This window comes from Enterobacter sp. 342 (assembly GCF_036663495.1).
Lineage (GTDB): Bacteria > Pseudomonadota > Gammaproteobacteria > Enterobacterales > Enterobacteriaceae > Enterobacter.
On the sequence record NZ_JAWUEI010000037.1, the window covers coordinates 1 to 23769 of the forward strand.

Below are 23769 nucleotides of genomic sequence, written 5' to 3' on the forward strand. Positions count from 1 at the left end.
CAGATGAATATTTTTTTCTGCCCATTGAAACGCAAAACCCCTAATCATTGGATGTCCAACTTTCGGGGTTCACTTCAGTGAGGGTGGCTTTTTTGTCATTACAGACGGAAGGTATCGTCCAGGATCTGGCTGTACAGCGTCGGCTTACCGTTATCCGAAGTACGATACTGTTCCTTGTGAGAGAGTTTATAGATACCCACAGGATCGCGATTCAGGGTCTCTTTCGCCGCAGCATCAGGTGCAACAGAGATAAACTGGCGAATCAAAAAGCGATTATTTCCCGTCACAGGCTGCGCATTCATGATCTCGCGAAACTGAGGGTAGCGTTCGCGTGCATACAGGAAGCTGTAATCAATTAAGAAATATTCGAGCAAGATATCGTGATGTTGCCAGTAACGATAAAGGATATCCCTGACCAGCTTCACTAGGGTATTGCCCTTTTGCGAGGCAAGAAAATAGGCCGTCCAGAATCCCTGGCTTGTTGCATTTTCCCCCGATTCAAAACGCAGCGATGAGAAGCTATTTTCATAGAAAGACTCAGGCACTGTTTTCGTCATAAAAACGGTGGCATCCATCCAGATCCCACCGTACTGATACAGTAAAGAGCAGCGAACAATATCGGAATACTGCGCTTTGCTGATAAGCCCGGCCTGATATTTGGCTTTAATGTGATCCGGTAATGAGAGGTAGTCAGGAATATTGTCATCCGTCAGGATGACAACCTGAGCATCTGGCGTATTACGTTGCACGGATTCGATGCAACGTTTAACCAGCTCTGGTGCGCTTTCCAGCCCCTGAAACCAGCAGATCCAGATGATGCGCGACTGTGCAGATTCAGTGTTACTCGCGGATTCCGGCTGAATTTTCAGCGCATCAATAACGTCAAATAGCGTCTCTTTCTTCTTCTGCTCAAAGTGCTCAGCTGCACGCTGGAAAAGAGATAAACCGGTTTTCTTCTGCCAGCGCCGTGTTTTTTTGATGAGTTTATTGATTAGATTGAGATTCATCATTCCACCCTTATGCACCCTTGAACATCTCTTTTAATGTCCGACGCAGCAGTTTCATTCTCAGCTTGGCATCTTTTTTACGCCCACGTAATAAACAGTTCATGCGAGAAGATTTAAATCCGCGGAAAGACATCAGCTGGAACAGGTTGTTGCTTTTGGTTTCATCGGACATATGCTCACGATATTTAAAATAGAGCTTCCGGTAAGCATTATATTTTTTAATTTGCGAGGTAATTCGATTACTACCGTGTTCAGCATCCACCATGGCAGTGCTAAAACTGTATTTAATACCAGGACCATATCTCAGGATTAATTTAATCCAGACATCGCGATCCTGCTGTTGTTTAATCTCAGGGGAAAAACCACCCACACCTGACAGTTTCTCTTTCGTTGTCAGTACCTGATTACCCACTACGTTTTCGCACAAAACGTCCTGTAACTTGATGATTCTTTTATCATCTGTATCTGGATAACTACGGTGGGTTTTGTCCAGTCTGGCGGGGGTATCAGTCACAAAGGCATATTTGTCATCATACCGCTCAGCAAGCTTCGTTAAACGTTCAGGCAGGAAATAATCGTCATCATCAAGGCCCGTCACAAACACGCCGTGCGAGAGTGCATAGCCCCGGTTACGGCTGAAGTTAGAACCGCTGTTCTTCTCATTTCGTTCATAGATGAAATGCACAAACCGCGCTTCACACTCTGTGCGCATACGCTCAATAAGTTGTGCGGTTTTTTCATTTGAACAATCATCAACAATAACCAGTTCTACCGCAGGATATGTCTGAGCAATAACTGAACGAATTGCGCGTTCCAGCAACTCCTCTCTGTTGTAAGTGGTGATGATAACTGAAATCAGTTCGTTCATGGTGGGCTCGTCTGGTAAAAGGTATTTCTCCATCGGGAGAATACCTTTTTCCCGATGGAGAATCAAAATGATTACTTAATCACCGCTCGATGTTTGTTTTGTTCCAGGAAAACAATCGACATTATAAGTGTCAGCATCCAGGCAACAGGTGTTGTTTTAGAATAGAACATTACACCACCTACACCAAACATAATCATAGAAACAAGGAAAGCAAAAAGAATAATACTTTTACGTTTACGCAGAGCATACCAGCCAAGCGATATTACAAACAGGATATAAAGGATAACGCCAGAAGGACCTTTGACAGAGAGTGTTTCAACGATTTCATTATGGAGATGACCGCGAATGTGATCCAGCGCGCCTGACAGGCTTGGGTCTTTATTAACTTCTTCGATAATCTTTACGTTTCGCTCATCAGTAGACTGCCATAAATAATTATTTTTAGACGCCGCTAATCCCCCCTTCCACATAGCGAAACGAGCACCAACCGACGTGGCGCTGTTCGCTTTATCATAGGAAGCGATGTCGCGGTTAAAGTCATTATAACGCTTTATCAGATTGTCTTTCATCATGAATACACCAACCAGCAAAGCGATCAGAAAAACGGATACCCCTTTCCACGGGATATGCTTTTCCTTGTACACCTTCACCACCAGCAAACCGAAGAAAATAATCGGATAGGTCAGAATGGCGGCACGCGTTCCTGTCGTCACCAGTACCAGGAAGGTAATCAAAAAGTGCCCGAGGATAAACAGTTCTTTCCATCTGCTTGAACTGTGTTGTAGCACCAGAATCGTGTAGAACGAGATAAATGCAATAGTATAAGCAGCCCCTGTCGCATCCGTACCACCAGCAAGTGAGAGCGTTACCCTTTGGTTTTCAAGAAACAGATGTTGATACCCGGCGTAGACAACGATCATCAATTGCAATGCGATGACCAGTAACATATGGATCTTATTACAGCCTACTTTGAGCTGATTACGGTTCACAAACACAAAAATGGAGAATGCTCCAAACAGGCAGATTTTCCCGACTTCAAGATAGGCGCGATAGGAGTTGATCGCGGCACTATCAATCTTATACATCCGGTACCAGATCAGATCGCAAACCCCGATGATCAGCAGAACCAGACAAAGCCAGAATGCATCATTCTTTCTGAAGTTTTTAATATCCAACATGAAAGTAACGAAAGCAGTAATACCCGCCAGGCCCAAAATCTTAGCGGATAAATTAGGTGAAATCACTACGCAACCAAAAGCAATAGCACACAGCCCGAAGAGTAATTGTAGCAATGCAACTTGGATCCTATCTCGCTCTATATTAATCATCATCATTCCATTTATTAAAAGGTAAAGCAGGCTAGCACACTGCTAAAAACAAGTTTACCGCACCAGTGTTAACGAATATTACGCCATTCATAGGACTTCCCGGTTGTGTCCAGAACGGTAACATCCCTATTGTAACCCGCAAGCCAGGACTGTACAGAATGAACAGGCTCTCCCTGACGGTGGATCCCAAGCCACAGTCCAGCAAGCGTATTAACGTCATCAGCAGACCAAACAGTATTGTAATCTCCGGTATACTTTTTATCGGAGTCAACCTGTTGCCCATACCAGATAAACGCCGGGATATGCAGAGCTTCTCGCGGAGGATTAACGTTACCGTGGGAGTATGCTACGGCGCGCTTCGGATCGCGAATCAGTCCATGATCGGAGAAATACATGACCGAAGAGCGTGAGTTTTCCAGCAAGCTAAACACCTTGCCCATCAACTTATCCGTATAGCGCACCGAGTTGTCATAACAATCATCGGCTTCATTATCACTGTGTAACACCGCCTCACTGGCCGGGAAGCGTCGACAGGAAGGCTCGTGGCTTCCATATAAATGCAGGACGACCAGTTTTTTGCCCGGTGTTTTAAGCGCATTCTTCAACAGAGGCAGGAGGTCTTCATCGTAGCCGCCATCAATCCATTCATGCTGTCTGGTGTTCATGGCAATTCCGGTGATGACGTTGTTATGCGCACCACCCTTGCCCTGACGACTAAACCAGTAAGTATCATATCCCGCCTTATTCGCGATATTGATGACGTTATCACCATATTTTTTCGGATCGCGCGCATTCACGGTATCAGCGGTCAACGCCAGTGGCACGGCCATAATCGTGACCGGTGCTGGCGTCACAGCATTACGGAACAGTAAAAGCTGCGATTTTTGCTTCTCCAGCTCCGGTGTAGTATCTCGTTGATAACCATAGATACCCATATTTGCCGTACGCTCGGACTCACCGATGATCAGCACATAATTTTCGATGCCGGTTTCAGATAGCGTGATCTTATAATCAGGAATGTTGTTACCGATGTTGGCGACTACTGCATTATCTTCAATCGCCTGCATGAAAACTTTTGCCGTGCTAGCAGGCGTCGCCTGAACCACACGCTGCGCCAGACTTTCAACACTGCTTTTCCTAAGTTGATGCTGTAACGCCTGCCCATAAAAAGCCAGCAGCGTGACGACAAGTGCGATGGCAGGCCAGCGACGAAAACGCGGCGCGACAGGCCACATGCTGGTATTAGCGGTATAAATAAATAATGCAGACAGGGCAATAAAGGTCAGACAATCGCGCCAGTACAAGCCGAGCATCGAGCTTGCTTCACCTGGTGTCGTGTTGAGTACGCTCAGGGCAAATCCATAGCTAAATGCTGAATTGAAATTATTCCATGCGTATAACTGCAAAGTAATATCTGCCGCAACCGGAATTAATAAAATAATCGCCAGTACATTTCTGATTAATTTATTGTTTATACATTTCAGTGTCAGCAATATCAGTGCAAAAACCAGCGTACGGTTAATCACCGCATTATATTTGGCATGGATAATATTTACGCCAATGACTATTAGCAGAGAAATCACTACCGTTAAAAAAGCGGCAAGCCGTGGAGGGGTGTTAACCAACTTCTGCGAAAACAATGTGGACATAATAGCCTGATTAGCCTGGCAAAATCTTTCCTGACGTAATCATTATGACTGCAAGAATGAACGCGCGGAGAAGACTCTGTGGAGAAAAATTCGCCAGAAGTTAACAAGTAACCGCTGGAAAGTCAAACCGCTAAAAAGTGTAAGGGCACCCGTAAAAACGGGTGCCTGAGAGCAGGTTAATCCCAGCTCAGGATAACTTTCCCGGACTGGCCTGAACGCATTGCGTCAAAGCCCTGCTGGAACTCATCAACGGAGAAACGATGAGTGATAATTGGCGACAGATCCAGACCAGACTGGATCAGTGCAGCCATCTTGTACCAGGTCTCAAACATCTCACGGCCATAGATGCCTTTGATGAACAGTCCCTTGAAGATTACCTTGTTCCAGTCGATAGACATGTCTGACGGTGGAATACCCAGCATGGCGATACGACCACCGTGATTCATGGTATCCAGCATGGTACGAAACGCTGGTGGCGCACCGGACATCTCCAGGCCTACGTCGAAGCCTTCGGTCATGCCCAGCTCTTCCATTACGTCGCTCAGGCTCTCTTTAGAAACATCCACCGCGCGGGTCACACCCATTTTGCGTGCCAGTGACAGACGGTACTCATTGACATCGGTAATCACGACATTACGCGCACCAACGTGCTTCGCCACCGCTGCCGCCATAATCCCGATTGGGCCTGCGCCGGACACCAGCACATCTTCACCGACCAGGTCGAAGGAGAGCGCGGTGTGTACCGCATTGCCGAACGGGTCGAAGATAGAGGCCAGATCGTCAGAAATGTTGTCCGGGATTTTGAACGCGTTAAATGCCGGGATCACCAGGTATTCCGCGAAGCAGCCCGGACGGTTTACGCCCACGCCAATGGTATTACGGCACAGGTGCGTACGCCCACCGCGGCAGTTACGGCAGTGACCGCAGGTAATATGACCTTCACCGGAGACGCGGTCGCCAATTTTGAAACCTTTTACTTCCTGGCCGATACCGACCACTTCGCCGACATATTCGTGGCCCACCACCATCGGTACCGGAATGGTTTTCTGCGACCACTGGTCCCAGTTGTAGATGTGAACGTCAGTACCGCAGATAGCCGTTTTACGAATTTTGATCAGCAGATCGTTATGACCGACTTCCGGCTCCGGCACGTCGGTCATCCAAATCCCTTCTTCCGCTTTCAGTTTGGATAACGCTTTCATCACACGTCCTCAGGCAATTACGCCCAGCTGTTTTCCGATGCGGGTAAAGGCTTCCACCGCACGTTCAATTTGTTCAGGCGTATGCGCCGCAGACATCTGGGTGCGGATACGCGCCTGACCTTTTGGCACCACCGGGAAGAAGAACCCGGTGACATAAATCCCTTCTTTTTGCAGTTCGCGGGCAAAGTTTTGCGCGATGACCGCATCGCCCAGCATGACCGGGATGATCGCGTGGTCGGCACCGGCCAGGGTAAAGCCTGCGGCACTCATTTTTTCACGGAACAGACGAGCGTTGGACCACAGACGGTCGCGCAGTGCAGCGCCTGATTCCACCATCTCCAGCACTTTGATGGAGGCAGAAACAATAGCTGGTGCCAGGGAGTTGGAGAACAGATACGGACGGGAGCGCTGACGCAGCCACTCAACCACCTCTTTGCGCGCAGCGGTATAGCCGCCAGATGCGCCGCCCAGAGCTTTACCGAGCGTACCGGTGATGATGTCCACGCGCCCCATCACGTCGCAGTATTCGTGAGAACCACGGCCATTTTCGCCGACAAAACCGACCGCGTGAGAATCATCAACCATCACCAGCGCATCGTATTTGTCTGCCAGGTCGCACACGCCTTTCAGGTTGGCAATCACGCCGTCCATGGAGAACACGCCGTCGGTGGCGATCAGCACGTGGCGAGCGCCCGCTTCGCGGGCTTCTTTCAGGCGCGCTTCCAGCTCAACCATGTCGTTGTTGGCGTAACGGAAACGCTTCGCTTTGCACAGACGAACGCCGTCGATGATGGATGCGTGGTTCAGGGCGTCGGAGATAATCGCATCTTCTGCGCCGAGCAGGGTCTCAAACAGACCGCCGTTGGCGTCAAAGCAGGAGGAGTACAGAATCGCGTCTTCCATTCCGAGGAAGCTCGCCAGCTTTTTCTCAAGCTGCTTGTGGCTGTCCTGTGTGCCGCAGATAAAGCGCACGGAGGCCATACCGAAACCGTGGGTGTCCATGCCGTTTTTCGCAGCGGCAATCAGCTCAGGGTGATTCGCAAGACCTAAGTAGTTATTCGCACAAAAGTTGATCACATGGCTGCCATCGGCAACGGTTATGTCCGCCTGCTGAGCAGACGTGATAATACGCTCTTCCTTGAACAACCCTTCTGCACGTGCAGTTTCGAGGTCGCTATTTAACTGTTTGTAAAAATCACCACGCATTGCAATTCTCCAGACTCGGCAAATTTCGGGACATATTACCCAAACCTATAGTTCATGACGAGATGACACATTATCTCTTCTCGTTTTTGCAGCATAAATCACGTGTACCCTTGCGCTATGTCGGTGAATGGCTGAAAGGGCAGCCATACTAATGATATGATAGGCACATTAGCGTCCGGGATTGTCCCCGGGCCCCACACTTCAAAGGTACAGTTATGATCATCGTTACCGGCGGCGCAGGCTTTATCGGCAGCAATATTGTTAAGGCTCTCAACGACAAAGGCATCACCGACATCCTGGTGGTTGACAACCTGAAAGATGGCACCAAGTTCGTCAACCTGGTGGATCTGAACATCGCTGACTATATGGATAAAGAAGACTTCCTTATCCAGATTATGGCAGGTGAAGAGTTCGGCGAAATCGAAGCTATCTTCCACGAAGGTGCTTGCTCTTCCACTACCGAGTGGGACGGCAAGTACATGATGGACAACAACTATCAGTACTCTAAAGAGATCCTGCACTACTGCCTGGAGCGTGAAATTCCGTTCCTGTATGCCTCTTCTGCAGCAACCTACGGCGGTCGCACGTCAGACTTCATCGAATCCCGCGAATATGAGCAACCGCTGAACGTCTACGGTTACTCTAAGTTCCTGTTCGACGAATACGTTCGTCAGGTTCTGCCTGAAGCGAACTCCCAGATTGTGGGCTTCCGCTACTTCAACGTCTACGGGCCGCGCGAAGGGCACAAAGGCAGCATGGCGAGCGTGGCGTTCCACCTGAACACCCAGTTGAATAATGGCGAAAGTCCAAAACTGTTTGAAGGCAGCGACGGCTTCAAGCGTGACTTCGTTTATGTCGGCGATGTTGCTGCGGTGAACCTGTGGTTCCTCGAAAACGGCGTGTCCGGCATCTTTAACCTGGGTACGGGCCGTGCGGAATCCTTCCAGGCTGTTGCAGACGCGACCCTGGCGTATCACAAAAAAGGCAGCATTGAGTACATTCCGTTCCCGGAAAAACTGAAAGGCCGCTATCAGGCGTTCACTCAGGCTGATCTGACTAACCTGCGCGCAGCAGGCTACGACAAGCCGTTCAAGACCGTTGCCGAAGGCGTAACGGAATATATGGTCTGGCTGAACCGCGACGCGTAAGAAACAAGCATGAAGATACTGGTGATCGGCCCGTCATGGGTGGGCGACATGATGATGTCGCAAAGTCTCTATCGCACGCTCAAGGCGCGCTATCCCCAGGCGATAATCGACGTGATGGCACCTGCATGGTGCCGTCCGTTGTTATCGCGTATGCCGGAAGTTAACGAGGCGATCCCGATGCCGCTCGGCCACGGGGCGCTGGAAATCGGCGAACGCCGCAAGCTCGGCCATAGCCTGCGCGACAAGCGCTACGATCGCGCTTACGTGCTGCCCAACTCTTTCAAATCTGCCCTGGTGCCCTTCTTTGCTGGTGTGCCTCATCGCACCGGCTGGCGCGGTGAAATGCGTTACGGTCTGCTGAACGACGCCCGGGTGCTGGATAAAGAGGCCTGGCCGCTGATGGTGGAGCGCTATGTGGCACTGGCCTACGACAAAGGCGTGATGCGCAGTGCGAAAGACCTGCCACAACCACTGCTGTGGCCACAGTTGCAGGTTAATGACGGTGAAAAATCCCAGACCTGCAACGCCTTTGGCATTTCGTCTGAACGTCCGATGATCGGCTTCTGTCCTGGCGCAGAGTTCGGTCCGGCAAAACGCTGGCCGCACTATCACTACGCAGAACTGGCAAAACAACTGATTGACGAAGGCTATCAAATTGTCCTGTTCGGTTCGGCAAAAGACCACGAAGCAGGTAACGAAATCCTTGCCACTCTGAGCACAGAACAGCAGGCCTGGTGTCGTAATTTGGCCGGAGAAACTCAACTTGAACAGGCAGTTATCCTGATTGCCGCCTGTAAAGCCGTGGTCACTAACGATTCCGGTCTGATGCACGTCGCCGCGGCGCTCAATCGCCCATTGGTTGCGCTGTATGGCCCAAGCAGCCCGGACTTCACACCGCCACTCTCGAATAAAGCGCGCGTTATTCGTCTGATTACCGGCTATCACAAAGTGCGTAAAGGTGATGCGGCGGAAGGTTATCACCAGAGCCTGATCGACATCACGCCACAACGCGTGCTGGAAGAGCTTAACGAACTGCTGTTGAGCGAAGAAGGATAACGGATGCGGGTATTGATCGTTAAAACCTCTTCGATGGGCGATGTTCTGCATACGCTGCCGTCTCTGACGGACGCCATGCAGGCCATTCCCGGCATTCGTTTTGACTGGGTGGTGGAAGAAGGCTTCGCGCAGATCCCCACCTGGCATGAAGCGGTCGACCGCGTGATCCCGGTAGCGATTCGCCGCTGGCGCAAAGCCTGGTTTTCCGCGCCGATCAAAGCCGAACGCAAGGTATTTCGCGAGGCAGTGCAGGCTCAGCATTATGACGCGATCATTGATGCACAAGGGCTGGTCAAAAGCGCCGCGCTGGTGACAAGACTGGCACACGGCGTAAAGCACGGCATGGACTGGCACAGCGCCCGCGAACCGCTGGCAAGCCTGTTCTATAACCGTCGCCACGCTATTGCAAAGCAGCAGCACGCGGTGGAACGCACCCGTGAACTGTTTGCCAAAAGTCTGGGCTATGCAAAACCTGAAATGCAGGGTGATTACGCCATTTCACAGCATTTTCTCCACAATTCACGGCAAATTAACGCGCCTTATCTGATTTTCCTCCATGCCACTACCCGGGATGACAAACACTGGCCGGAAACCCACTGGCGTGAGCTGATTGGTTTACTGGGCAACGCAGGTTTGCGCATCAAACTGCCGTGGGGGGCACCGCATGAAGAAGCACGCGCCAGACGCCTGGCGGAAGGGTTTGATTACGTGGACGTCTTGCCACGCATGAAGCTCGACGGCGTGGCACAAGAGCTGGCGGGGGCTACGGCAGTGGTATCGGTTGATACTGGCCTGAGCCACCTGACGGCCGCGCTGGATAGACCTAATATTACGCTTTATGGCCCAACGGACCCGGGCCTTATCGGCGGCTACGGAAAAAATCAATATATCTGCCGCCCGGAACATTCATCGCAGCTGAGCGACCTCAGCGCCGCTGCGGTATTTGCGCAATTAGAGCCTTTGCTGGCAGCAGAGAGAGCCTATGTCTGATTTTTTCTCGGCAGAGCGCCCACCAAAGCGCGTGCTGATCATTAAGCTGCGTCACCACGGTGACGTGCTGCTTACCTCACCGGTCTTTACCGTGCTGAAAAAGAACTGGCCGAACGTTGAAGTCGACGCGCTGGTCTACGACGACACGCAGGCGATGCTGACCAGCCATCCTTATATCGATCAGGTACATACCATTGGTCGCAACTGGCGCAAAAAGGGCTGGTTCGAGCAATTCCGTCTGTATCGCGCCCTGGTCAATACGCTGAAAGGGCGTCAGTACGATGTGCTGATTAACCTGACCGAACACTGGCATGGCGCGCGTCTGGCGCGTCGACTGAAGCCACGCGTCTCCGTCGGCTTTAAGCCGGATAAACGCAGTGGTCTGGCTCGTCGTCGCTGGGTGAAATCCTTCACCACGCTCTACCCGGCGATTCAGGATAACAGCCGTCATATGGTGGAAGTGAACCTGGACGCTCTGCGCCGGATCGGGATCCACCCGCAGTCTGCTGAAGACAAACATACTCTGTTTGTACCGGGCGATGCGGCGGAAACCTCCGTCGCTGAGAAACTGGCCGGGTTTGGTCTGAAGAGTAAATCCTACATTCTGGTGCACCCGACGTCGCGCTGGATGTTTAAGGCCTGGGATATCAAAAAGCTGGCGGCGACAATCGATAACCTGGCGGCTCGCGGTCTGCCAATCATTCTCTCAGCAGCCCCGTCGAAAGAAGAAACCGCGTATATGGATGAGCTGCGCGCTGCGCTTACCCAGCCGGTGTTTGATTTAAGCGGACAGCTGAACCTGAAAGAGCTCGGCGCACTGATGAAGCACGCGCGTATTTACTTCGGCGTTGACTCCATGCCGATGCACCTCGCGAGTGCCGTGGGGACCCCGACCGTGGCTATCTTTGGCCCAACCGGGGCAATCAAGTGGGCGCCGTGGGGGGTAAATTACCGCGTGATCACCGCCGGATTTACCTGCCAGCCTTGCGGTAAGGCGGGCTGCGGTGACGGAGGCGTTTCCGACTGCATCACCGCCATTACCCCGCAACAGGTGCTGAGCGCGATTGATACCCTGCTGCTGGAATATCCTGCATGAAGCTGGCGATCGTCCGACAGACCTACAACCCCAATGGCGGCGCGGAGCGTTTCGTTTCCCGCGCCTTAAACGTGCTGGCCCAGGACACCACCCTGGATGTCACGTTGATTGCTCGCCAGTGGGAAGATGCGTCAGGCTGGAAAACGCTGACGGTAAATCCGCCGTTTCGTAACCGTATCGCCCGTGAATCCGGGTTTGCAGTGGAAGCGGCCTCGCATTTTGCTCAGTTCGATATTGTGCAAAGTCATGAGCGTATTCCCGGGGCAACTATTTTCCGCGCAGGCGACGGCGTACACGCCACCTGGCTTGAGCAGTATGGCCGCATTCTGTCGCCGCTGGCGCGCTGGGCGCAGTCATTCAGCCGTTACCATCGCTATATTTTGCAGGCGGAATCGCAGATGTTTACCCATCCGCAACTGCGCAAGGTGATCTGTAACTCAAAGATGGTGCGCGATGACATCGCCCGCCGCTTCGCGCTGACGGATGACAAGCTAACGGTTATCTATAACGGTGTCGACACCGCCCAGTTTAGCCCTGACGTACGCACACTTTCGCAACGTGATGTGCTGGGGATCCCACACACCGCACCGGTGCTGGCCTATGTCGGGTCAGGTTTCAGCCGTAAAGGTGTTGCGACCGCGCTGCGTGCCATCGTGCCTCATCCTGACGTTTGGCTACTGATCGCCGGACGAGATAAACACGCGCGCAAATTCGAAAAGCTGGCACAGACGCTGGGGGTTTCTTCGCGAGTGAAGTTCCTGGGGCCGGTTGCTAACGTGCGTGAAGTGTATGGCACGGCGGACGCACTGATCCTGCCGACGCTCTACGATCCATTCCCGAATGTCTGCGTGGAAGCGCTGGCTTGCGGTCTGCCGCTGCTCACCAGCCACGGCTGCGGCGCGGCAGAGTGGATAACAGAAGGACAGAACGGCTGGGTGCGTGATGCGCTGGACAGTGAAGGCTACCAGCAGGCTATCACCCACTGGCTGAAAGGCCGTGATCAGGGTGTTGATTATTCAGCGGCTGCGCGCGCTACAGCTGAACCCTACACCCTGGACAGAATGGCAAAAGAGCTACAGGCGCTTTATCGCGATCTGCTGCGCTGAGCCGCTTCAGAGAAGACTTTCTCCATCGCGTCCAGCATACATTCGCGAGTAAAGTGGATGCTCAGGTAATCATAACCCTGTTGCGCCAGCTTCTCGCGAAGGGTCGCGTCGTCATACAGCTTCACAATGGCATCGTGCAGTGCGTTCTCATCACGCTGTGCGACCAGGATCCCGGTCTGACCATCAATCACCGCATCACCCGTTCCGCCGGCATCGGTCGCGATGGTGGCAATGCGAGATGCCAGCGATTGCAGGACACCCTGGGGTACACCTTCCATATCGTGTGAAGGACTCAGCGCAATATCAAACGCCGGGAACCAGCTCTCCGGGTCACTCTGATGTCCCGCCATCACTACACGCTGCTGTAATCCCAACGCGACAATTTCCTGCTCCAGCGTCGCTTTATGCGGACCTTCACCGACAATCGCCAGCTTAATCTGCGGATTGTCGATTTTCGCCAGGGCGCGCAGCAGCACGCTATGACCTTTGTTCGGACGCAGATGCGACACCACACCAAGCCAGAAATCATCCTGCGACAAACCACAATGCGCACGGGCTTCGTGCTTATCTCCCGGACGGAAACGCTGCGTATCGACACCACTTGGCACCGACGTACTCTGTGACATCGGAACACCAATATTCGCCACCTGATGGCGCAGCGCTTCACCGGTTGTCACGATATGTGCGCAGGCCGTTCGAAACAGCCAGCGCGTCGTCCAGTTATTACGCGGTACGCCTGAAGCATGGCGGGTACGCACCAGCGGCACAGGATTAGAGAGCGTCAGATTCGCCAGCGCCACCAGCCAGGTATCGGCAGAGTTATGGCTATTGATGACATCGATAGACTGGCGGTTATCCTTCAGCCAGCGACGCAGTAACTGCAGGTTTTTAAGGTTCTTACGCTTCAACGGCATCGTGACAACCGTCAATCCAGCATCACGCGCCAGCGTATGCAGCGGTGCAGTTTCCGGACAAAGAAGGGTCACCTGATGGCCACGCTGAATCATCCCGAGCGATTCGTTAATAATGCGCAGAGGCTGTCCGCCTTTGCCGCCGTCTGCTTCAGTGTGAACAATATGCATACATTTCCTGTTAAGAATCTCGCCAGCATGACGCTAATTTGCCCCCTGAGGGGATCTTTGTCCCTCCAGGCATATGTTTTTAGTATCCACCGGATATAATACAGCACGAATGGTACCACCAACATGGGTGGCCTGCCCTGAACGCAACGGAGAAAGCATGTCCGACACACCTTTATTGAGCCTTGTAGTCGCCGTCTATAACGGTGAAAAATTCCTGAGTGCATTTTTCGACAGCATCAAAGCTCAACATCTGGACAGTCTGGAACTGGTCGTTGTGGACGATGGGTCAAGTGATAACTCTGCGGCCATCATTGCGCAATATGCCAGTGAATTCCCGTATTACAAGGTTATCGAACAGACCAACCAGGGCGTCTCTGCCGCCCGTAACACCGGTCTGGCAGAAGCAACTGGCGAATATATCGCGTTCCCGGACATCGACGATGTGATCTACCCGGGAATGTACCCACGCCTGCTTGAGATGGCGAAGAAAAACGATCTCGACGTCGCCACCTGTAACGGTACCTATATTTATGATGACGGTAGACCGTCGAAAAAAATCTTCCCGTCCGACAAGCTGCAATCCACCGACGTGCTGGACGGCCCAACCTGGCTTCAACGCGCGCTGGCGTCGCGTAAATTCCTGCATGTGACCTGGCTTAATATTTACCGCCACGCCTTTATTAAAGAGCAGGGGTTCACGTTTGAGCATGGACTGCGTCACCAGGATATCCCGTGGACGACCGAAGTGTTGCTTACCGCAAAACGCGTTCAGTACACCGACGAAACGTTCTATGACTATCTCATCCATTCCGCTTCGGTATCACACACGCCAGGCACGGATGACACGCGGATGCGTAACGCGCGCCACTATATGAAAATCCTTGAGATGCTGGATGTTATCAACCAGCGCTACCCGGATGCCGTACGCCGCGTGCCCGCCTGCCAGTGGCAAATCGCGAAAGAGGGACTGGGTATTCTGCACGCGATTAACAACATTGGTGATGCAGCCAAAAAGCGTGAAATTATTCAGGAACTGTTCGATCGCGGGATCTGGACGCTTATCTGGAAAAACGCCCGTGGGCTCCGCCAACATTGGCGACTGGGTCGCCGTTATTTCCGTTTAAAGCGCTATCTGGCATAAGAGATAGCTTTACCTGGCTTAAATGCTTAGAATTTGCCCGCCGAAACTAAAAAAACGGATAATCGCTTGGAATTGTTGTATACCGCCCTGCTCTACATCATTCAGCCACTGGTGTGGTTGAGACTGTTGCTTCGTAGCCGTAAAGCACCTGCGTATCGTAAACGCTGGGCTGAGCGCTATGGCTTCTGCCGCAATAAAGTCGCGCCGGACGGTATTTTGCTGCATTCCGTTTCTGTCGGCGAAACGCTGGCGGCTATTCCGCTGGTACGCGCCCTGCGCCATCGTTATCCCTCTTTGCCGATCACCGTCACCACCATGACCCCAACCGGTTCTGAGCGTGTGATGTCCGCATTTGGCAAAGACGTGCATCACGTCTATCTGCCCTACGATCTGCCCTGCGCCATGAACCGTTTCCTCGAAACTGTTCGCCCAAAGCTTGTGATCGTGATGGAAACCGAGCTGTGGCCAAACATGATTTCCGCCCTGCATGCCCGTAAAATTCCGCTGGTGATTGCCAACGCGCGCCTGTCAGAGCGCTCGGCGAAAGGGTACGGCAAGCTGGGCAAATTTATGCGCCGCCTGCTTAGCCAGATCACGCTGATTGCCGCGCAAAATGAAGAAGACGCCGCACGCTTTGTCTCTCTTGGTCTCAAACGCAACCAGCTCGCGGTAACCGGCAGTCTGAAATTCGATATTTCGGTCACACCTGAACTCGCTGCCCGTGCGGTGACGCTGCGCCGCCAGTGGGCGCCGCGTCGTCAGGTCTGGATTGCGACCAGTACTCACGACGGCGAAGAAGCGATCATCCTGCAAGCACACCGTAAGCTGCTGGAAAAATTCCCGGATTTACTGCTCATTCTGGTGCCTCGTCATCCGGAACGTTTCAAAGACGCCCGCGAGATGGTGCAGAAAGGCGGTTTCAGTTTCACCCTGCGTAGCAGCGGTGAGATCCCTTCAAGCAGCACCCAGGTGGTGATTGGCGATACGATGGGCGAACTGATGCTGCTGTACGGCATTGCCGACCTCGCCTTTGTTGGCGGTAGTCTGGTCGAACGCGGTGGTCATAACCCGCTGGAGCCGGCGGCACATGCGATTCCGGTGCTGATGGGGCCGCATACATTTAATTTCAAAGATATCTGCGCTAAATTGCAGCAAGCCGATGGTTTAATTACCGTGACCGATGCGGACTCGGTGGTCAAAGAGGTCTCGACCTTACTGACCGACGAAGATTACCGTCTGTGGTACGGTCGCCATGCCGTCGAAGTGCTGCATCAGAACCAGGGCGCACTCACCCGTCTGTTGCAACTTCTTCAACCTTATCTGCCTCAGCGGAGCCACTAATGTCTCAGCGTCTGTCGGTCGTGATGATCGCCAAAAACGCCGCCGACCTGCTTCCCGATTGCCTGGCCTCAGTCGCCTGGGCCGACGAAATTGTCCTCCTCGATTCAGGCAGTGAGGACAACACGGCAGACATAGCCCGTGCTGCAGGTATTAAGGTGTACATCAATACGGACTGGCAGGGCTATGGCATCCAGCGCCAGCGTGCGCAGGAGTATGCCACCGGCGATTATGTCCTGATGCTCGATACCGACGAGCGCATCACGCCAGAACTTCAGCAGGCGATTCAGAGCGTGCTCTCTGCGCCGCAGCCAGGTGCGGTGTACAGCATCGCGCGTCGTAACTACTTTCTCGGCCGGTTTATGCGCCACAGCGGCTGGTACCCTGACCGTGTGATGCGCCTGTACGAGCGCCAGCGTTATCAATACAACGATAACCTGGTGCATGAATCCCTGGCGTGCGATAACGCGACTGTCGTTCCTCTGACGGGCGATCTCTTGCACCTGACCTGCCGTGATTTCTCCAGCTTCCAGCGCAAACAACTCAACTATGCCACTGCATGGGCGCAGGAGCGTCATCAGCGCGGCAAGAAGGCCACGTTGACCGGTATCTTCACCCACACGCTGGGCGCGTTCCTGAAAACGCTCCTGCTACGTGGTGGTGTGCTGGATGGTAAACAGGGGTGGTTACTGGCGGTGGTGAATGCCCAGTATACTTTCAATAAATACACCGAGCTGTGGGCACTTAGCCGCGGCTACTCAGAGAAAACGTGAGCCATGAGCACAAGAGCGATTTATCCGGGTACCTTTGATCCGATCACTAACGGTCATCTTGATATCATCACCCGTGCGGCGAGTATGTTCGACAAGGTGATTCTGGCGATAGCAGCCAGCCCCAGCAAGAAACCAATGTTTGATCTCAACGAACGTGTGGCGCTCGCCAGCGATGCGGTCTCTCATCTTTCGAACGTTGAGGTAGTGGGCTTCAGTGACCTGATGGCTAATTTCGCCCGCACCCAGCAGGCTAATATCCTGATCCGCGGCTTACGCGCAGTAGCAGATTTTGAGTACGAGATGCAGCTGGCGCACATGAACCGACACCTGATGCCGGAGCTGGAAAGCGTGTTTCTGATGCCTTCCAAAGAGTGGTCATTTATCTCTTCTACGCTGGTGAAAGAAGTTGCACGTCATCACGGTGATGTGACCCATTTCCTGCCGGTTAACGTCCATCAGGCGTTGATGGAAAAATTAAAATAGCTCTATTTCTGGCACTGACGGCAATAAAACGTAGCGCGCTGAGCGTGCTTCGTTGCGATAATCGGCGTTCCGCACACGCGACATGGCTCACCTTTACGGCCATACACCTGTAGTTCCTGAGCAAAATACCCCGGCTTACCGTCACTCTGCAGGAAATCCTTCAGCGTTGTTCCACCCTGCTCAATGGAACGCAACAGTACCACTTTAATCACCCTCACCAGCAGCTCACACTCTTGCGCCGACAGTGAAGAGGCCAACCGATCAGGATGGATCCCGGCAGCAAACAGTGATTCACTGGCATAGATATTCCCCACGCCAACCACCAGTTTGTTATCCATCAGCCAGGGTTTAATCGGGGTCTTCTTCTTCGCACACTTCTCTTTCAGGTATTCCGCATTAAACGCCTCTGAGAGGGGTTCTGGCCCCAGATGTGCCAGCACACTGTGACCTTCAAGCTCTTTAGCCCACAACCATGCGCCAAAGCGTCTTGGGTCAGTGTAACGCAGCACTTTGCCGTTGCTCATTACCAGATCGACGTGGTCGTGCTTTTCCGCTGGCAGTTCTTCAGTGAGGATACGCAGGCTACCGGACATCCCAAGGTGGATAATAATCCAGCCGTCGGGCAGCTCCAGCAGCAAATACTTAGCGCGACGCTGAACGCTGAGGATCGGTTTGTCGCTTAACGCATGGATCTCATCGGAAACCGGCCAGCGAAGACGCCCATTACGGACAACCGCATGAAGAATAGTCGCACCGACCAGATGCGGCTCAATACCGCGGCGGCTGGTCTCTACCTCTGGTAATTCTGGCATGGTTCCTCCGTTGAGATACAGAATGCAAAAAACCCCGCAGTTGCGGGGTTTTTCAATACAAGGAGACTAAAATTATTTGATTTTAGCTTCTTTGTACAGTACGTGCTGGCGTACAACTGGATCGAATTTTTTCAGTTCCAGTTTTTCCGGCTTAGTACGTTTGTTCTTCGTGGTGGTGTAGAAGTGACCTGTACCAGCAGAAGAAACCAGCTTGATTTTCTCGCGAATACCTTTAGCCATGATTTATTTCCTCTTTAAGTACTTAGTACTTTTCGCCACGGGCACGCAGTTCGGACAGAACTGTATCGATGCCTTTCTTATCAATTACACGCATACCTTTAGCAGATACACGCAGGGTGACAAAACGCTTCTCGCTCTCAACCCAGAAACGGTGAGAGTGCAGGTTCGGCAGGAAACGGCGTTTAGTCGCGTTCAGTGCGTGGGAACGGTTGTTACCGGTCACCGGACGCTTGCCAGTAACTTGGCAGACTCGGGACATGTCTATTCTCCAAAAATCAAATTAGCTCGAGCTTCGTATGGGGTATCGGCGCCTCGTCAGGCTTTACAGCCCGGTCATCGCATAGTTCTAAGTGAACTCTCGATTGCCAGGCCCAAATGCCAAACCCGAGATTCTCAAAGGTGGCGTAGTATACGCTGACTCGGCGGTGTGCTCAAGTCCCGAACAGACAAAGATCCCGATGGATCGCGAGAAATGGCCTAAATCCAGCCATGTTCTGCAAAAGAAATGTACTCTCCGCGGCCAATTATCAGATGGTCCAGCACACGAATGTCCATGAATTGGCAGCATTTGATAATGCGTTCGGTGATTTCTTTGTCAGCTTTGCTCGGTTGTGCACAGCCAGAGGGGTGATTATGCGCGAGGATCACGCCGGCTGCATTCACTTTTATCGCTTCCCGCACAATTTCACGCGGATGTACCTCTACGTGGCTCAATGTGCCCGAAAAGAGGCGGCTATGTTTCAGCACTCGATTTCGGTTGTCGAGAAAGATCACCATAAAGATCTCGCGTTCGACATCTGTTAGCTGGCTTTGCAGGAATTCGCGCGTCATCGCAGGCGTAAGGATCAGGTCTTCCTTCTCCATACGGACATTGTAAAAACGGCGGGCAAGTTCGGCAATGCCCCTCAATTGGGTGTATTTCGCCACGCCGATCCCCTCGACATGCTTAAACTGGGCCAGATCGGCAGTCAACAAGTCATACAGTGAACCAAAATGTCCTATCAGCTCTTTTGCCAGCGTAAACACCGTTTTTCCGGACGTCCCGGTACGTAAAAAGAGCGCCAGGAGTTCATCATCTTTTAACAGGGTCACACCATAGCGCAGCAGTTTTTCGCGCGGCAGCAGCTCATCCTCTTCTTCCATGCTCTTTCTCCCTTTTCCCCTCATGCTGCCACAAGCCAGACAGGCGCTCGACGGCGACGTTGCAATCTTGCGTAACGCCTCGCAAAGTGTCCGAAGGACAAAATCACCCCGTATTAGGGATTGTGATAAAATGCCCGCTCTCTGGTGAACCCCAACAGGAAAGAATCATGATGAGCCTGGCCGGTAAAAAAATCGTTCTTGGCGTGAGCGGCGGTATTGCTGCTTATAAAGCGCCGGAGCTGGTGCGTCGTCTGCGTGATCGCGGGGCCGATGTGCGGGTCGCGATCACTGAAGGCGGTAAAGCCTTTATCACTCCATTGAGTCTGCAGGCCGTTTCAGGATACCCGGTATCTGACAGCCTGCTTGATCCGGCCGCCGAAGCCGCGATGGGACATATTGAGCTTGGAAAATGGGCTGACCTGGTTATTCTTGCCCCAGCGACAGCGGATTTAATCGCTCGTGTGGCGGCCGGAATGGCAAATGACCTGGTCTCAACCATTTGCCTGGCCACGCCTGCCCCCGTCGCTGTCGTACCCGCGATGAACCAGCAGATGTATCGCAATGCCGCCACCCAGCATAATCTGGAGACGCTGGCCGCTCGTGGCCTGTTAATTTGGGGACCGGATAGCGGCAGTCAGGCCTGTGGCGATATCGGCCCAGGGCGTATGCTCGACCCACTGACTATCGTTGATATGGCTGCAGCCCATTTTTCCCCTGTCAACGATCTGCAACATCTCAATATCATGATTACTGCGGGTCCAACGCGTGAACCGCTGGATCCGGTGCGTTACATCACTAACCACAGCTCCGGTAAAATGGGCTTTGCGATTGCGGCAGCGGCGGCTAAGCGCGGTGCGAACGTTACGCTGGTGAGCGGCCCGGTCTCATTACCTACACCGCCGTTTGTTCAGCGCATTGATGTGACTACCGCGCTGGAAATGGAAGCCGCAGTACAAGCACATGCGCAAAACCAACAGATTTTTATCGGCTGTGCGGCCGTCGCCGATTATCGCGCCGAGACCATCGCCGAGGCTAAAATCAAAAAGCAAGGCGATGAATTAACAATAAAAATGGTGAAAAACCCGGATATCGTTGCCGGTGTCGCCGCACTAAAAAGCCATCGACCTTACGTTGTTGGGTTTGCCGCAGAAACAAATAATGTGGAAGAATATGCCCGGCAAAAACGTACCCGCAAAAACCTCGATTTGATTTGCGCGAACGACGTATCGCTGGCCACGCAAGGATTTAACAGCGACAGCAACGCACTGCACCTTTTTTGGCAGGATGGAGATAAAGTCTTACCGCTTGAGCGCAAGGAACTCCTGGGCCAACAATTACTGGACGAGATCGTTACCCGTTATGATGAAAAAAATCGACGTTAAGATTCTGGACCCGCGTGTTGGCGAGCAATTTCCGCTGCCAACCTATGCCACCTCCGGCTCTGCCGGACTTGACCTGCGAGCCTGTCTCGATGACGCCGTAGAACTGGCTCCGGGTGCCACTACTCTGATCCCGACGGGTCTGGCGATCCACATTGCTGACCCATCACTCGCCGCAGTGATCCTGCCACGTTCTGGCCTGGGCCATAAGCATGGCGTTGTGCTGGGTAACCTGGTCGGCCTGATCGACTCTGACTACCAGGGTCAGCTGATGGTTTCCGTCTGGAACCGTGGTCAGGACAGCTTCACTATTGAACCTGGTGAGCGTATCGCGCAGATGGTCTTCGTACCTGTGGTACAGGCAGAATTTAACCTGGTGGCAGACTTTGACGCCACCGACCGTGGCGAAGGCGGCTTCGGCCATTCCGGGCGTAAATAATCGCCCAATAAATACGCGTCCCACAGCGCCATAATGCAATAACAAACCGCAAACCTCAGTTTGCGGTCGCTGTGTGGATGCCAGCCTGGCAAGTGCTTATTTTCAGGGGTATTTTGTAACATGGCAGAAAAACAAACCGCGAAAAGGAATCGTCGCGAAGAAATACTTCAATCTCTGGCTCTGATGCTTGAATCCAGCGATGGCAGTCAACGCATCACCACCGCGAAACTGGCCGCCTCTGTAGGCGTGTCTGAGGCGGCGCTGTATCGTCATTTTCCCAGCAAAACCCGGATGTTCGACAGTCTGATCGAGTTTATCGAAGACAGCCTGATCACGCGCATCAACCTGATTCTGAAAGACGAAAAAGACACTACCGCGCGTCTGCGTCTGATTGTGCTGTTAATCCTGGGCTTTGGTGAACGCAATCCGGGCTTAACCCGTATCCTGACCGGTCATGCCCTGATGTTTGAGCAGGACAGACTGCAGGGCCGCATTAATCAGCTTTTCGAGCGTATTGAAGCGCAACTGCGCCAGGTTCTGCGCGAGAAGAAAATGCGTGAAGGGGAAGGTTACAACACGGATGAGACGCTGCTGGCAAGCCAGATTCTGGCGTTTTGTGAAGGGATGCTCTCCCGCTTTGTACGTAGCGAATTCAAATACCGTCCAACGGACGATTTTGACGCCCGCTGGCCGTTAGTGGCTGCCCAGCTGCAGTAACACCGTAGGCCCGGTAAGCGTAGCGCTTCCGGGCAATAACATTACACGCCAAACTCTTCGCGATATGCGCGTACCGCTGCCAGATGGTCCGCCATTTCAGGCTTCTCTTCCAGATACGCAATCAACTCTTTCAGGGTGATAATCGACGTCACTTTACAGTTGTAATCGCGCTCCACCTCCTGAATTGCGGAGATATCACCGCGACCACGTTCCTGACGATCCAGAGAAATCAGCACGCCTGCAAGCGTCGCACCATTGGCCTGGATAATTTCCATAGATTCACGAATTGCTGTACCTGCGGTGATTACATCGTCGACCAGCATCACGCGGCCCTGCAGCGCGCTGCCGACCAGATTCCCACCTTCACCGTGGGTTTTGGCCTCTTTGCGGTTAAAACAGTATGGCACGTCACGGTCATGATGTTCTGCCAGTGCCACCGCGGTGGTGGTCGCAATCGGAATGCCTTTGTAGGCCGGGCCAAACAGCAGGTCAAAATCAATCCCGGAATCCACCAGCGCTTCGGCATAGAAACGGCCTAACAATGCCAGATCGCGCCCGGTATTAAACAGCCCGGCGTTGAAGAAATAGGGACTCTTACGCCCGGATTTCAGCGTAAATTCGCCAAACTTAAGTACCTGCTTGTTAAGCGCAAACTCAATAAACTGGCGCTGATACGATTTCATGGATTCGCTCCTTTGTCTTTTCTGTCTTACAGGCAAAAAAAAGGCGACTCATCAGTCGCCTTTAAAATCAATTTTCTAACGCCGCCTTCTGCGTCGTTACGATAGATTCGATTCCCCCTCGGGCCAGAGCCAGCAAGGTAAGAAGTTCTTCATGGGTGAATGGCTCACCTTCTGCAGTGCCCTGCACTTCAATGATGCGACCGTCTTCGGTCATCACCACGTTCATGTCCGTCTCGGCAGCGGAGTCTTCCACGTACTCCAGATCGCAAAGCGCTTCACCGTTAACGATGCCCACGGAAACGGCTGCAACCATCCCTTTCATTGGGTTGGTTTTCAGCTTACCGGCTGCAACCAGTTTATTCAGGGCATCGGCCAACGCCACACACGCGCCAGTAATCGATGCCGTACGCGTACCGCCGTCTGCCTGAATCACGTCGCAGTCAAGAGTAATGGTGTATTCACCGAGGGTTTTCAGGTCAACAGCAGCACGCAGCGCACGCGCGATCAGACGCTGAATCTCCATGGTACGGCCACCCTGTTTACCCTTTGCCGCTTCGCGGGCATTACGGGTATGGGTCGCACGCGGCAGCATGCCGTATTCAGCCGTGATCCAGCCCTGACCCTGACCTTTCAGAAAGCGCGGAACACCTTCTTCAATAGATGCAGTACACAGTACTTTGGTGTCACCAAACTCAACCAGCACGGAGCCTTCAGCGTGTTTTGTATAGTTACGGGTCAGGGTGACGGGACGCACCTGGTTGGCGCTACGACCTGCTGGACGCATGATGAATTCTCCGGCTTGAAACGAATGTGGCTGCGCATTATACGGATAAAGGACGCTTATTCCTATCCTGAGAAGCCCCCGAAAGCTATAATCCCCCCA

General features: G+C 52.7%; 25 protein-coding genes. 12 read left to right on the top strand and 13 right to left on the bottom strand.

The features are described from left to right. Positions 1 to 98 precede the first annotated feature (98 nt). The 6 genes from V6E55_RS21520 to kbl all read right to left on the bottom strand — a co-directional run bounded on the left by V6E55_RS21520 (position 99) and on the right by kbl (position 7260). On the bottom strand, positions 99 to 1010 hold the full coding sequence (locus tag V6E55_RS21520) for a capsular polysaccharide synthesis protein (RefSeq protein WP_316943888.1): 912 nt from the start codon (positions 1008 to 1010) through the stop codon (positions 99 to 101). 7 nt (positions 1011 to 1017) lie between these two features. Continuing rightward, complete coding sequence (locus tag V6E55_RS21525; RefSeq protein ID WP_316943889.1) at positions 1018 to 1875, bottom strand: glycosyltransferase; 858 nt, start codon at positions 1873 to 1875, stop codon at positions 1018 to 1020. A gap of 71 nt (positions 1876 to 1946) precedes the next feature. Further along, the gene (locus V6E55_RS21530; RefSeq protein ID WP_316943890.1) at positions 1947 to 3209 is read right to left on the bottom strand and encodes an O-antigen ligase family protein; all 1263 of its coding nucleotides are present in this window, start codon (positions 3207 to 3209) and stop codon (positions 1947 to 1949) included. A 62-nt stretch (positions 3210 to 3271) separates the two neighbouring features. After that, positions 3272 to 4852, bottom strand: a complete 1581-nt coding sequence (locus V6E55_RS21535; RefSeq protein ID WP_316943891.1) for a phosphoethanolamine transferase — start codon at positions 4850 to 4852, stop codon at positions 3272 to 3274. 176 nt (positions 4853 to 5028) lie between these two features. Beyond that, on the bottom strand, positions 5029 to 6054 hold the full coding sequence (gene tdh, locus V6E55_RS21540; RefSeq protein ID WP_316943892.1) for an L-threonine 3-dehydrogenase: 1026 nt from the start codon (positions 6052 to 6054) through the stop codon (positions 5029 to 5031). A 9-nt stretch (positions 6055 to 6063) separates the two neighbouring features. Beyond that, complete coding sequence (gene kbl / locus V6E55_RS21545) at positions 6064 to 7260, bottom strand: glycine C-acetyltransferase (protein WP_114978968.1); 1197 nt, start codon at positions 7258 to 7260, stop codon at positions 6064 to 6066. Positions 7261 to 7475: 215 nt separating this feature from the next. Here kbl and rfaD point away from each other — a divergent pair, with 215 nt between their 5' ends. Genes rfaD through V6E55_RS21570 form a run of 5 tightly spaced genes read left to right on the top strand, consistent with a single transcriptional unit; the run spans position 7476 to position 12656 of the window. Next, positions 7476 to 8408: an ADP-glyceromanno-heptose 6-epimerase gene (rfaD, locus tag V6E55_RS21550; RefSeq protein WP_114978969.1), complete on the top strand. Its 933-nt coding sequence runs from the start codon at positions 7476 to 7478 to the stop codon at positions 8406 to 8408. A 9-nt stretch (positions 8409 to 8417) separates the two neighbouring features. Next, a complete protein-coding gene (rfaF, locus tag V6E55_RS21555) occupies positions 8418 to 9464 on the top strand; it encodes an ADP-heptose--LPS heptosyltransferase RfaF (protein WP_316943893.1) in 1047 nt (348 codons plus the stop codon). Positions 9465 to 9467: 3 nt separating this feature from the next. Next, positions 9468 to 10454 (top strand): lipopolysaccharide heptosyltransferase RfaC, encoded by a 987-nt coding sequence (rfaC, locus tag V6E55_RS21560; RefSeq protein WP_316943894.1) that lies wholly within the window; start codon positions 9468 to 9470, stop codon positions 10452 to 10454. Continuing rightward, complete coding sequence (rfaQ, locus tag V6E55_RS21565; RefSeq protein ID WP_316943895.1) at positions 10447 to 11550, top strand: putative lipopolysaccharide heptosyltransferase III; 1104 nt, start codon at positions 10447 to 10449, stop codon at positions 11548 to 11550. Before rfaC ends, rfaQ begins: the two co-directional genes overlap by 8 nt. Beyond that, positions 11547 to 12656, top strand: a complete 1110-nt coding sequence (locus V6E55_RS21570) for a glycosyltransferase family 4 protein (RefSeq protein WP_316943896.1) — start codon at positions 11547 to 11549, stop codon at positions 12654 to 12656. Before rfaQ ends, V6E55_RS21570 begins: the two co-directional genes overlap by 4 nt. On the opposite strand, the gene V6E55_RS21575 is transcribed toward V6E55_RS21570, so the two are convergent. Then, entirely contained in the window at positions 12635 to 13738 is a 1104-nt protein-coding gene (locus tag V6E55_RS21575; RefSeq protein WP_316943897.1) for a glycosyltransferase family 4 protein, read from the bottom strand. The two genes, V6E55_RS21570 and V6E55_RS21575, sit on opposite strands and share 22 nt — an antisense overlap. A 157-nt stretch (positions 13739 to 13895) precedes the next feature. On the opposite strand from V6E55_RS21575, the gene V6E55_RS21580 reads away from it, so the two are divergent. From V6E55_RS21580 to coaD, 4 genes are all read left to right on the top strand, one after another. Next, complete coding sequence (locus tag V6E55_RS21580) at positions 13896 to 14879, top strand: glycosyltransferase (RefSeq protein ID WP_129996970.1); 984 nt, start codon at positions 13896 to 13898, stop codon at positions 14877 to 14879. A gap of 66 nt (positions 14880 to 14945) precedes the next feature. Beyond that, positions 14946 to 16220 carry a lipid IV(A) 3-deoxy-D-manno-octulosonic acid transferase gene (gene waaA, locus V6E55_RS21585; RefSeq protein ID WP_028017861.1) on the top strand — a complete coding sequence of 425 codons (1275 nt, stop codon included), beginning with the start codon at positions 14946 to 14948 and terminating at the stop codon, positions 16218 to 16220. Beyond that, on the top strand, positions 16220 to 16990 hold the full coding sequence (locus V6E55_RS21590; RefSeq protein WP_236920086.1) for a glycosyltransferase family 2 protein: 771 nt from the start codon (positions 16220 to 16222) through the stop codon (positions 16988 to 16990). Before waaA ends, V6E55_RS21590 begins: the two co-directional genes overlap by 1 nt. Before the next feature lie 3 nt (positions 16991 to 16993). Further along, positions 16994 to 17473 carry a pantetheine-phosphate adenylyltransferase gene (gene coaD, locus V6E55_RS21595; protein WP_236920087.1) on the top strand — a complete coding sequence of 160 codons (480 nt, stop codon included), beginning with the start codon at positions 16994 to 16996 and terminating at the stop codon, positions 17471 to 17473. Between the two features lie 2 nt (positions 17474 to 17475). Here the strand turns inward: coaD and mutM are convergent, their stop codons facing one another. From mutM to radC, 4 genes are all read right to left on the bottom strand, one after another. Then, positions 17476 to 18285 carry a bifunctional DNA-formamidopyrimidine glycosylase/DNA-(apurinic or apyrimidinic site) lyase gene (mutM, locus tag V6E55_RS21600; protein ID WP_236920088.1) on the bottom strand — a complete coding sequence of 270 codons (810 nt, stop codon included), beginning with the start codon at positions 18283 to 18285 and terminating at the stop codon, positions 17476 to 17478. 72 nt (positions 18286 to 18357) lie between these two features. After that, on the bottom strand, positions 18358 to 18525 hold the full coding sequence (rpmG, locus tag V6E55_RS21605) for a 50S ribosomal protein L33 (RefSeq protein ID WP_003024094.1): 168 nt from the start codon (positions 18523 to 18525) through the stop codon (positions 18358 to 18360). 22 nt (positions 18526 to 18547) lie between these two features. Beyond that, complete coding sequence (gene rpmB, locus V6E55_RS21610) at positions 18548 to 18784, bottom strand: 50S ribosomal protein L28 (protein WP_002436699.1); 237 nt, start codon at positions 18782 to 18784, stop codon at positions 18548 to 18550. Between the two features lie 218 nt (positions 18785 to 19002). Then, complete coding sequence (gene radC, locus V6E55_RS21615) at positions 19003 to 19668, bottom strand: RadC family protein (protein ID WP_114978982.1); 666 nt, start codon at positions 19666 to 19668, stop codon at positions 19003 to 19005. A gap of 170 nt (positions 19669 to 19838) precedes the next feature. Between radC and coaBC the strand changes: the two genes are divergently transcribed. From coaBC to slmA, 3 genes are all read left to right on the top strand, one after another. Further along, positions 19839 to 21050, top strand: a complete 1212-nt coding sequence (gene coaBC, locus V6E55_RS21620) for a bifunctional phosphopantothenoylcysteine decarboxylase/phosphopantothenate--cysteine ligase CoaBC (protein ID WP_114979057.1) — start codon at positions 19839 to 19841, stop codon at positions 21048 to 21050. Next, positions 21028 to 21486, top strand: a complete 459-nt coding sequence (dut, locus tag V6E55_RS21625) for a dUTP diphosphatase (protein ID WP_015570042.1) — start codon at positions 21028 to 21030, stop codon at positions 21484 to 21486. The genes coaBC and dut overlap by 23 nt, the downstream gene beginning before the upstream one ends. A 120-nt stretch (positions 21487 to 21606) precedes the next feature. Further along, a complete protein-coding gene (slmA, locus tag V6E55_RS21630; RefSeq protein ID WP_028017855.1) occupies positions 21607 to 22203 on the top strand; it encodes a nucleoid occlusion factor SlmA in 597 nt (198 codons plus the stop codon). Between the two features lie 41 nt (positions 22204 to 22244). Here the strand turns inward: slmA and pyrE are convergent, their stop codons facing one another. Together pyrE and rph are read right to left on the bottom strand one after the other, a co-directional pair. Further along, on the bottom strand, positions 22245 to 22886 hold the full coding sequence (gene pyrE, locus V6E55_RS21635) for an orotate phosphoribosyltransferase (protein WP_114978984.1): 642 nt from the start codon (positions 22884 to 22886) through the stop codon (positions 22245 to 22247). Positions 22887 to 22953: 67 nt separating this feature from the next. Beyond that, positions 22954 to 23670 (bottom strand): ribonuclease PH, encoded by a 717-nt coding sequence (gene rph, locus V6E55_RS21640; protein WP_028017853.1) that lies wholly within the window; start codon positions 23668 to 23670, stop codon positions 22954 to 22956. Positions 23671 to 23769 lie beyond the last annotated feature (99 nt).

Coding starts and splice junctions, on each gene's coding strand:
- V6E55_RS21520 (WP_316943888.1), bottom strand. CDS start 1,010: ATGATGAATCTCAATCTAATCAATAAACTCATCAAAAAAACACGGCGC.
- V6E55_RS21530 (WP_316943890.1), bottom strand. CDS start 3,209: ATGATGATGATTAATATAGAGCGAGATAGGATCCAAGTTGCATTGCTA.
- V6E55_RS21525 (WP_316943889.1), bottom strand. CDS start 1,875: ATGAACGAACTGATTTCAGTTATCATCACCACTTACAACAGAGAGGAG.
- V6E55_RS21570 (WP_316943896.1), top strand. CDS start 11,547: ATGAAGCTGGCGATCGTCCGACAGACCTACAACCCCAATGGCGGCGCG.
- kbl (WP_114978968.1), bottom strand. CDS start 7,260: ATGCGTGGTGATTTTTACAAACAGTTAAATAGCGACCTCGAAACTGCA.
- V6E55_RS21590 (WP_236920086.1), top strand. CDS start 16,220: ATGTCTCAGCGTCTGTCGGTCGTGATGATCGCCAAAAACGCCGCCGAC.
- mutM (WP_236920088.1), bottom strand. CDS start 18,285: ATGCCAGAATTACCAGAGGTAGAGACCAGCCGCCGCGGTATTGAGCCG.
- radC (WP_114978982.1), bottom strand. CDS start 19,668: ATGGAAGAAGAGGATGAGCTGCTGCCGCGCGAAAAACTGCTGCGCTAT.
- rpmB (WP_002436699.1), bottom strand. CDS start 18,784: ATGTCCCGAGTCTGCCAAGTTACTGGCAAGCGTCCGGTGACCGGTAAC.
- V6E55_RS21575 (WP_316943897.1), bottom strand. CDS start 13,738: ATGCATATTGTTCACACTGAAGCAGACGGCGGCAAAGGCGGACAGCCT.
- V6E55_RS21580 (WP_129996970.1), top strand. CDS start 13,896: ATGTCCGACACACCTTTATTGAGCCTTGTAGTCGCCGTCTATAACGGT.
- rpmG (WP_003024094.1), bottom strand. CDS start 18,525: ATGGCTAAAGGTATTCGCGAGAAAATCAAGCTGGTTTCTTCTGCTGGT.
- dut (WP_015570042.1), top strand. CDS start 21,028: ATGATGAAAAAAATCGACGTTAAGATTCTGGACCCGCGTGTTGGCGAG.
- coaD (WP_236920087.1), top strand. CDS start 16,994: ATGAGCACAAGAGCGATTTATCCGGGTACCTTTGATCCGATCACTAAC.
- slmA (WP_028017855.1), top strand. CDS start 21,607: ATGGCAGAAAAACAAACCGCGAAAAGGAATCGTCGCGAAGAAATACTT.
- rph (WP_028017853.1), bottom strand. CDS start 23,670: ATGCGTCCAGCAGGTCGTAGCGCCAACCAGGTGCGTCCCGTCACCCTG.
- rfaF (WP_316943893.1), top strand. CDS start 8,418: ATGAAGATACTGGTGATCGGCCCGTCATGGGTGGGCGACATGATGATG.
- pyrE (WP_114978984.1), bottom strand. CDS start 22,886: ATGAAATCGTATCAGCGCCAGTTTATTGAGTTTGCGCTTAACAAGCAG.
- rfaQ (WP_316943895.1), top strand. CDS start 10,447: ATGTCTGATTTTTTCTCGGCAGAGCGCCCACCAAAGCGCGTGCTGATC.
- coaBC (WP_114979057.1), top strand. CDS start 19,839: ATGAGCCTGGCCGGTAAAAAAATCGTTCTTGGCGTGAGCGGCGGTATT.
- rfaC (WP_316943894.1), top strand. CDS start 9,468: ATGCGGGTATTGATCGTTAAAACCTCTTCGATGGGCGATGTTCTGCAT.
- rfaD (WP_114978969.1), top strand. CDS start 7,476: ATGATCATCGTTACCGGCGGCGCAGGCTTTATCGGCAGCAATATTGTT.
- V6E55_RS21535 (WP_316943891.1), bottom strand. CDS start 4,852: ATGTCCACATTGTTTTCGCAGAAGTTGGTTAACACCCCTCCACGGCTT.
- tdh (WP_316943892.1), bottom strand. CDS start 6,054: ATGAAAGCGTTATCCAAACTGAAAGCGGAAGAAGGGATTTGGATGACC.